This window comes from Photorhabdus bodei (genome assembly GCF_003287735.1).
GTDB lineage: Bacteria > Pseudomonadota > Gammaproteobacteria > Enterobacterales > Enterobacteriaceae > Photorhabdus > Photorhabdus kayaii.
This window is the reverse complement of record NZ_NSCM01000076.1, coordinates 1-7,894: the sequence shown is the minus strand read 5'-3', so window position 1 is coordinate 7,894 and position 7,894 is coordinate 1. Positions and strand designations below refer to the sequence as shown.

At 39.6% G+C, this 7,894-nt stretch carries 9 protein-coding genes and 2 pseudogenes; 7 read left to right on the top strand and 4 right to left on the bottom strand.

The window, feature by feature from the left end; translation table 11 throughout:
* Positions 1-118: pseudogene (locus tag CKY02_RS21890) on the top strand (IS630 family transposase); the annotation flags it as partial.
* 268 nt (positions 119-386) lie between these two features.
* Here the strand turns inward: CKY02_RS21890 and CKY02_RS21885 are convergent.
* On the bottom strand, positions 387-1,340 hold the full coding sequence (locus tag CKY02_RS21885) for an Abi family protein (protein ID WP_112896887.1): 954 nt from the start codon (positions 1,338-1,340) through the stop codon (positions 387-389).
* A gap of 167 nt (positions 1,341-1,507) precedes the next feature.
* On the opposite strand from CKY02_RS21885, the gene CKY02_RS26475 reads away from it, so the two are divergent.
* A complete protein-coding gene (locus CKY02_RS26475) occupies positions 1,508-1,639 on the top strand; it encodes a hypothetical protein (protein WP_262405196.1) in 132 nt (43 codons plus the stop codon).
* 205 nt (positions 1,640-1,844) lie between these two features.
* Positions 1,845-1,991 (top strand): hypothetical protein, encoded by a 147-nt coding sequence (locus CKY02_RS25055; RefSeq protein ID WP_167405357.1) that lies wholly within the window; start codon positions 1,845-1,847, stop codon positions 1,989-1,991.
* 256 nt (positions 1,992-2,247) lie between these two features.
* On the opposite strand, the gene CKY02_RS21880 is transcribed toward CKY02_RS25055, so the two are convergent.
* Positions 2,248-2,826 (bottom strand): helix-turn-helix domain-containing protein, encoded by a 579-nt coding sequence (locus tag CKY02_RS21880; protein WP_112896886.1) that lies wholly within the window; start codon positions 2,824-2,826, stop codon positions 2,248-2,250.
* Between the two features lie 235 nt (positions 2,827-3,061).
* Here CKY02_RS21880 and CKY02_RS21875 point away from each other — a divergent pair, with 235 nt between their 5' ends.
* Positions 3,062-3,286 (top strand): helix-turn-helix domain-containing protein, encoded by a 225-nt coding sequence (locus CKY02_RS21875; RefSeq protein WP_040150364.1) that lies wholly within the window; start codon positions 3,062-3,064, stop codon positions 3,284-3,286.
* Between the two features lie 255 nt (positions 3,287-3,541).
* On the top strand, positions 3,542-3,904 hold the full coding sequence (locus CKY02_RS21870; RefSeq protein ID WP_065823520.1) for a hypothetical protein: 363 nt from the start codon (positions 3,542-3,544) through the stop codon (positions 3,902-3,904).
* 482 nt (positions 3,905-4,386) lie between these two features.
* Here the strand turns inward: CKY02_RS21870 and CKY02_RS21865 are convergent, their stop codons facing one another.
* Positions 4,387-5,217 (bottom strand): phosphoenolpyruvate hydrolase family protein, encoded by an 831-nt coding sequence (locus tag CKY02_RS21865; RefSeq protein WP_112896885.1) that lies wholly within the window; start codon positions 5,215-5,217, stop codon positions 4,387-4,389.
* Positions 5,201-6,445 carry a Tm-1-like ATP-binding domain-containing protein gene (locus CKY02_RS21860; RefSeq protein ID WP_112896884.1) on the bottom strand — a complete coding sequence of 415 codons (1,245 nt, stop codon included), beginning with the start codon at positions 6,443-6,445 and terminating at the stop codon, positions 5,201-5,203. Before CKY02_RS21860 ends, CKY02_RS21865 begins: the two co-directional genes overlap by 17 nt.
* 140 nt (positions 6,446-6,585) lie before the next feature.
* Here CKY02_RS21860 and CKY02_RS21855 point away from each other — a divergent pair, with 140 nt between their 5' ends.
* Positions 6,586-7,206: a TetR/AcrR family transcriptional regulator gene (locus CKY02_RS21855; protein WP_112896883.1), complete on the top strand. Its 621-nt coding sequence runs from the start codon at positions 6,586-6,588 to the stop codon at positions 7,204-7,206.
* A 91-nt stretch (positions 7,207-7,297) separates the two neighbouring features.
* Positions 7,298-7,736 (top strand): annotated as a pseudogene (locus CKY02_RS21850) (transposase); the annotation flags it as partial.
* Between the last annotated feature and the right edge of the window lie 158 nt (positions 7,737-7,894).

The window sequence follows — 7,894 nt, the reverse complement described above, 5'->3', positions numbered from 1 at the left end:
TTTGTTCAGGCAGGCAATACATCGCTTTTTTACGGAAATATTACCGGAACTTGCCGGGAATCTGTCGTGCCGTATTAATGACAACTTCCAGGTTCTGAATCCTGCATCTTCAAGTTAAACGGGTATAAATAAAATTCCAAAATAGCGCTGCATCTTATACTACTCATAATTCTATGTATAACAATGGGTTGAAGAAACTCATGTGTAGCAGAATTATGAAACGTTATTTATAGGTACAAATTTTTTGGTTGGTAAGGTATGTGTAACTCAGCTTACCTTTTCGTTTGTCAAGTTAATATGGGATGTAAAGGATATTGTTTTAGTATTATTGGCAAATTTTAACCATGTATTAAGATATTTTTGCATCGCCAAAATATATGATAACTCTAAAGTTCCCAGAATGGATCTGTATTCCAGCTTTCTGGAAAACCAGCAGAATGTAACAGTGGTATTACTCTTGGGAATTCATGTGTTAAAGTGTGAATATCTTGGCCCACGTTTACGCCCAGTTTTAAGATTTTGCTTAAATGGTGAAGGGTTGCAAGAAAAACATAGATACGATTGTTATTAGTTGGAGGTATAGAAAGGTGTGGGATAATTTCTGCTGGGGCTCTTAAATTTGAATTCCAAAGACGATTATGATGTGCACATTTGTTTCTTACATCTCTTAATCCACTAATCCATCCAACCAGCGTTTCAAATTTTTTTACGCCAAATTCTTTGGCTAAATTGTTAAGGATGTTTTCTCGTTCTGATATTTGAAAACGACGTTTGTCCAAGCAATCGTAAATAACAAATATATTTCCCAATGTTGCTAATTCACCGATAATCCAAAAAGGGGGTAGGGATTTATAATTATCATTTTTCTCATTATAGTACTTTTCCTTATAATGAGTGGCATATTTTTCATTACAAGATGTAAATGAATTTGATAACTTTGAACGTAATAAGTTTATTGTCTTTTCTTTTTTATTAAAGAAGTTTTTATCGTCGAGATACCAAAATGGATCATCTGTATATTCTGATATAGTGTGATCTAGCCTACTACGAAATTTTATTTCGAGTCGAGAAATTATGCGAAATATGTAATTGCGTAATGATTCATCGAAACGATAAATATCAAGGCCGTTTTCAAAAAAAATGCCATCACGAAATTGCTTTTTTCCTTCTTCATCTTGATACATGAACTGGAATAGATAAATTTTAAAACGATAATAGCTGATAAATGATAATATGTGTTCGGCTAATGCTTTATCTTTGAAATTTAGTCCCTTTTCCTCTAAATCACTAATAAGGTCTATAGGTTTGCGATGCGACTTTGCGTAGGGGATATGAACCATGATTAAAATTCCATAAAAAAAGCCCGCTTACGTTCCCGGAGGAAGGTAGCGAGCGTTGTCGATGCTTATGCTACCAGAGAAGAGAAAGATGTCAATAGCATATTGATGGTTTTTTGCCTTAACAGTAGGGTGTTTGACGCTATCTGTTTGTTGCTGTAGGATCCCTGTTGCTGATTGTGGCTATTGCTGCCAGCAACGTGCTAGGGTCACAGATGATGGAAATCATGCTGCTGATGCCGAAAGATATTTGGGGTAAACCCTTTGTGGAGAAATCAACAGGGGTTTTCTCGCTTTTTTAATTAAAAAGGCAAAAATTAGTATACGGAAATCCTATATACAGGCATTTGTTAGTACTATAATCAATCGTACATCTTTTTTGTCTCAACAGAAGGTATATTCATAAGAAAGCTTTAAGTCATGCGGTTTCTCAGCATCGTGAACATCAGAAAAACACAGATTTTTGGTTTTTATAGCTGTAGTACTAAATGATGATAGGGGAAGGTTATGCAATCAAAACACCGAATTTCTGAACTTAAGCAAATGTCCGTAAAAGAGCGCAAAATTGAAGGCATGCGTCGAGCTAAGGCTGCTTTTGATCTGGCTGAACGTACAGGTACGTTAACAAAGTGTCCTGTTATCGTTGAGTGCTGATTTATTCGTTAGATTGATAAAGATTTGTCAATGACTTCCTTATTGAAGGATGGTGAGTTTTTAGGTTAGTTTGCCAAGTTCGTAATTACTCTTTGTGTGTTCTACCCAATTGATCCACACACTTAGTTCTCCGTGTTGCTTCTTAATGTGCTGCACATTTACTTAGTTATCCAGTTGGCTAAGTGAGAATTGAAAGGTATCGTCATTCTATACCTTGTGTTTACTCTACACTATTATGATCATTAATTGACGGTGTTTAATTTTTTTCTTGACTTATCAGTGTAGTAATGTAAAGCAAAATTTCTTTATCTGTTGATTCATTCCCAGCTAAAGCTATCTTTATTGCTTGTTTAAGAGTTTCTCTAATAGGCAATTCATTGATGGTATCTTCAATTGTAGATGTTTTGGTTTTAGGGGGTTCAGCAAGTATCCCTTCTATACCTTTGCGGTGAATTAGTCTTATTAATGCATCTACATCTTTATCTTCCAATGAATCTAAAATAGATTGCCATGCTGTGCTTCTTTCCGTTGAGCTTTTTAGTTGTTCATGAATGGTTGTGGTTTGATTGTGAGGTTGTAACTGATGATCACCAGTTGCAAGCCAATCTAGGGTGACACCTTCAATATCGCAGATTGATTGAGCTACATTGAGAGCAGGGATTGAGTCCCTTATGATGTAGTTATTCAGTGTTGAATACGATAATCCCCATTCTTTAGCTGCGGTTCTTACACTACGGCTGCCGATAAGATAAAGAAGTCTCTCCTTAAAGGTTTCTTTTTGGTCTTGCTCAAAAGAATCCATATTATGCTGTGCTTCCTTTCTCTTTTTAACCATATAACCACCTGAAAAAACAGATTTCCTGAAATTAATAAGTGAAATTATCTCAATTGAGTTAATATTTTCTTTCCAAGGTCTCAATTTAGATCTGTACTATACTCTAGTACAAGTAATCCTATAAATAGGGGTAGCTTGCACTGGTAACCTTTTAGGCTAATTGAAATACAAATTGAAGTAAAACGTGCCATCAAAATTGTATGTAGCACGAAATATATCTTATTGGAGAATTCTTGTGGAGAAAAAAGATTGGCATTCGGCAGATATTATCGCCGCGTTGAAAAAGAAAGGAACGTCATTGGCGGCTGTTTCTAGAGAATCAGGGCTGGCATCGTCAACGTTATCTAATGCTTTGCAAAGACCTTGGTGTAAAGGTGAAACAATTATTGCAAACGCACTGGGACAGAAGCCTGATGAAATCTGGCCTTCCCGTTACCAGAAAAGGAGGAAGAGATCTTGATCTCCAGGCGAAAGAATATGGTGACAGTTATAGGAACCATAAAAGCAACGCTCTGAAAGTGCTGCAACACAATCAGAGCGTCTGACCACAACATTATGGGAACTAATGCTATGGCTAATATGAATAGTAACATATCCTCATACTCAAAGCGTTATACATTTAACGCGCAATCTAATGTAGAAACCGAAGCACATACCTTGCTTACAGACTTTTCTTTGGTTTTAATTTTTTCTAAATCAATTGAGAAGCAATATTATGCACAGTAGCATCCCAGACATTCTCGACGACAGTAATATACCTGATCTGGATATCTTATGGTCTGCCATGTCGGATGCAATTGCATCACTGGATTTTTCATGTATTAGCGATACTGTACTGTGTCAGTTAATTGAATCATCCAAAGAAAATACTATGGGCATGTGTCATGGTGTAACTTTTCTTGGTGACTCAATGTTGTCGTTTGCCAGTAATAACATCCATGAATTTACGCCAGAGAGTTTGTGTCAGCTCGGGCATAGCCTAGAGGCGTTGAGTTCTCTATTACCGATGTTGTTTACTTTGCATGAAAAAGCGAGTGGTGAATGTCACCGTAGGGCTTTGAAAAACGAAATAAAATAGTTTTTTCAAATGAAACCGGAAAATTTTTGGATGGTTTTCCGGTTTAAAGGCATAAATTATCGCCGACAGGGTATTCGATATTGTCGATACTCATCGGGTTGATTTTTCCCCTTCCCAGGGTCTGAGGTGGTACCGGGATGTCGTCACCGTGCACTTTTCCCGGCATACCGACGCAGTGTCTTATACAGCGGCTCCAGCAGTTTGCTGACTGCCCCTGATCAGCAACCCAGCGTGATGCGGCAGGGGCTTCTGTTCAGACATTTTTTCGTTAACATTGCTGAGTAAGCCCCGGAGACAAGTGAGGCTGAGTTGCTGCGGCCTGGTAGGATGAAATAAGGGAGCCAGACAGGCATATGTTGGCTGGGTATGGCATATTGGGCACCTTTCCATATTTTGAGGAAAAGAAAACAATGCGTCATCATAACGTAACAGATATTACGGTTGTGGTACTAAGTTCCCACATAGCTTAAGTATAATTCCCACTAATCCCGATTAATTTCTTTAAATTTCTGGATCGTGTGTTTGATGGCTTGTTCTGTTGGCAAACGCTCCATTGAACTGGCGCCATAGAACCCATGACAATTGGGACAATGAGTCATAATATAGGCGACATCTTCCGGTTCCAAAATTGGGCCGCCGTGACATAACGTAATAATGTCATTTCGGATAGTTTTAGCTGCCGAAGCACAAGCGTTAATGATTGGTATACAAGATTTCAGATCATATGATGTATTAGCACTAATATCACCGCCAGTGGTTAGCCCCAGATGTACGACGATGATATCAGCACCTGCTTGTGCCATAGCCTCAGCCTCTTTTGTATTGAAAACATAAGGAGTGGTAATCATTCCTTTTTCATGTGCCAGGCGGATTAGCTTCACCTCCAGTGCATAGCCCATGCCTGTTTCTTCCAGGTTTTTTCTGAACTTTCCATCAATAAGTCCTACTGTTGGGAAGTTCTGAATACCAGCAAAACCTTGTGCCTTCAGTTCATCCAGGAAAAGAGATAAATTACAGAATGGATCAGTACCGCAGACACCCGCCAATACAGGTGTTTCCTTAACTATCGGCAATATTTCATTACCCATTTCTCTGACAATTTCATTTGCATTACCGTATGGCATTAATCCGGCTAATGATCCTCTGCCAGCCATTCTGAAGCGTCCAGAATTATATACGATAATGAGGTCTGCCCCTCCGGCTTCCTCACAACGCGCCGAAAGACCCGTGCCCGCACTCGCTCCAATAATAGTTTCGTTACGTTTGACTTTTTGTTTTAGAGTTTCAATAATTTGATTATATTTTTTCTTCATAAGAAATTCCCTGGTGTTCTATAATTTCCTTGAGTTGTTGTATTACAAGAGTACAAAATTGTGGTGAATTGATGTGAAAAGGTGTTTTTATAACTTTTCGCAATTCTGTTTGTTTTATTGTTTTTTTTAATCCATGACAGAAAGCCTGTGTTGATGCAGGTAAATAAAAAGGTTGTTCAGGGCAATCTAGCGCAGAAAATCCGCCTTCCGGAATAATGAATCGAATAGGGCCATTACACTTATTAAGTTTGTTCCCTATCCAGATACCAAGCTGATAGTTTTCTTCAGGTGTGGTTCGCATCAATGTCACCTGAGAGTTATGTTCAACAAATAGCCTATTGCTGTAGCGTTTTGGGATCGTGTCCTTTGCACCAAAGTTAACTATGTCCAAAGCACCAGCACTGCCGATCCATGGAATGCTTTTTTTTGCAATGACGTCTAAACGTGTGTCAGGACAACCCAAAACACCCCCAAATAACAGATCGGCAATTTCTGTTAATGTAATATCTAAAACACAAACCAATTTGCCGTTTTTAGCCAATTTCTCCATGCTTGTTCCACCATTGCCGGTAGCATGAAAAGCCAGGCAATCGTATTGAGTATTTAACTCATTAGTGAGCTGATTAATGCACGGAGTCGTTATACCGAACATCGTTAACCCTAAAGCGGGTTTATGAATATCAGCCAATGGCGTAAAATAATTGACAGAGCCGGCCATCATGTTTGCAGCATTAGATAATATTGAACGAGAAATACGGTTTAGTCCGTTGAGATCGGTTACCGTATACAGCATGGCAATATCGCTGTCCCTAACGTAGGCTGAGACATTCCCTGACGCCATCGTTGATACCATGATTTTAGGCAAACCGATCGGCAGACTTTGCATAGCCGGAGTAATCAGCGCTGTTCCGCCTGAGCCGCCGATACCAATCACTCCCGCGATATCGTCGATTGAACTGTTCAGGAAATTCGTGAGGGCGACAGACATTGCTGTTATCGCTTTATTCCGCACGCCACAAAAAATGGGATCAGCGCCGGCGGGATGATACTCAGCCACCTGAAGTGAATGAATATCTATCTTTTTATTCTGATGATTTTTCCCTGGAATTGATGTAGACACATCAATGATGATTGAATCAACACCTGCGAGGTGTAAACAACATTTCAACCAGACCAGCTCGTCCAGTTTTGTGTCTGCTGTGCCAACAACAACCACAAATCGCGTCATAGTGTTCACCCCATGTGGCATACTTAGTTCAAAGACTAATGTAAACCTATTGTAATATTTTACAACATGCAAGTTATTTTTTATCATTAGTGATATTTATTACTGCGAATGCTATATAGTTAAAATTTTAAGGGGGTTAAATGATTCTGTTTGATAAAGAAAATCTGTCACCAGTTCGGCGTCGTACCCTGGAACGTATCACCCATTCAGCTCTGAAGTTATATCGTGAAAAAAAATTTCCGTCTCCTGAAGAGATTGCTAATGAAGCTGAATATGCGAAGGTCACGTTGCGCAGCTACTTTTCAACCCACAGTGATTTTGTCGAGTATGTTGTAAAACAAGTCATTGGATCATTCGTTATCCCCCCTATGGGCAATGATGCAGAGGAAAATATTGAGAAATTATTAAGATGGGGTTATGAAGAAATAGAAGCCAATGAGGCACTGATGAGAGATGCTTTACGCATTTCTCAGTTACGCTGGCAGGAATCTTTATCCGGTGAAGATAACCACAAACGACCTGTTTTGAAGAAAAAAAGTAACCGTAAAGAGACACTTTCTGCGGCGTTAGCGCCGCTAAAAGGTCAGCTTAACGATGACACAATACATAAGATTATTATGTTGATTTCAGTTTTATATGGTACAGAGGCTATGACTATTCTGAAAGATACTTTTGGTTTAGAAAATGATGAAATTATCAACTTAACGAGTTGGGCCGCAAAGTTGATTGTTCGGCAGGCCATTAATGAAGAGCTAAAATAACCTGAACTTTGGATAAAAAAAATGGAACTAACTGCCTGTTCCAAGAGCAGAATTTTCGACCCAGAAAAAAGCGATCTTATCAGGAACAGGCATGGATAAACTAGTTGAACTCTTCTGCGATGTCGATGATTTTTGCCGTGTATTCATTCCACTCTGCTCAGCTATACCCGGTTCCTGGGCGTCGTCTCCTCAGTTTTGCAGCTATTTGACGGCATAGCGAAACGAGGAAAAGGGTCAATAGGATGGTTTTTCGGTTTTAAGCTGCCTCTGATAGTCAATCATCAAGGAGAAATTGTGTCAGTCAAACTCACTCCGGGTAATGTCGATGATCGGGAGCCTGTCCGTGAGTTAGCAACGGGATTAACAGGAACGCTTTACGGAGACAGGAATACCTCTGTCAGGCTCTGTTTGATGATTTAAACGCAACAGGCGTGACATTGATAACGGATACGCGCAGTAACATGAAGGCAAAAGCGCTCTCAGTGCGGGATAAGGTAATGTTATCAAAGCGTTTCATCATAGAAAGTGTGCCGCAGGCATACAAACTAGCAGCATAGGGAGTGCAGCCAGTATGTAGCATAAGCTCAGGAGGAGATGGTGGTCGGCCCACCGAAGTCTGCTGTCGGAAGCTGGCTTCAAACCCCCTCAAGCGGCTGCCGTAAAGAGCGGTGGTTGTGAGCGTTGAGGT

Bases quoted from the DNA above. Each gene is read 5' to 3' on its own strand.
- CKY02_RS21865 (WP_112896885.1), bottom strand. From the start codon at position 5,217: ATGAAGAAAAAATATAATCAAATTATTGAAACTCTAAAACAAAAAGTC.
- CKY02_RS21880 (WP_112896886.1), bottom strand. From the start codon at position 2,826: ATGGTTAAAAAGAGAAAGGAAGCACAGCATAATATGGATTCTTTTGAG.
- CKY02_RS25055 (WP_167405357.1), top strand. From the start codon at position 1,845: ATGCAATCAAAACACCGAATTTCTGAACTTAAGCAAATGTCCGTAAAA.
- CKY02_RS21855 (WP_112896883.1), top strand. From the start codon at position 6,586: ATGATTCTGTTTGATAAAGAAAATCTGTCACCAGTTCGGCGTCGTACC.
- CKY02_RS21870 (WP_065823520.1), top strand. From the start codon at position 3,542: ATGCACAGTAGCATCCCAGACATTCTCGACGACAGTAATATACCTGAT.
- CKY02_RS21885 (WP_112896887.1), bottom strand. From the start codon at position 1,340: ATGGTTCATATCCCCTACGCAAAGTCGCATCGCAAACCTATAGACCTT.
- CKY02_RS21860 (WP_112896884.1), bottom strand. From the start codon at position 6,445: ATGACGCGATTTGTGGTTGTTGTTGGCACAGCAGACACAAAACTGGAC.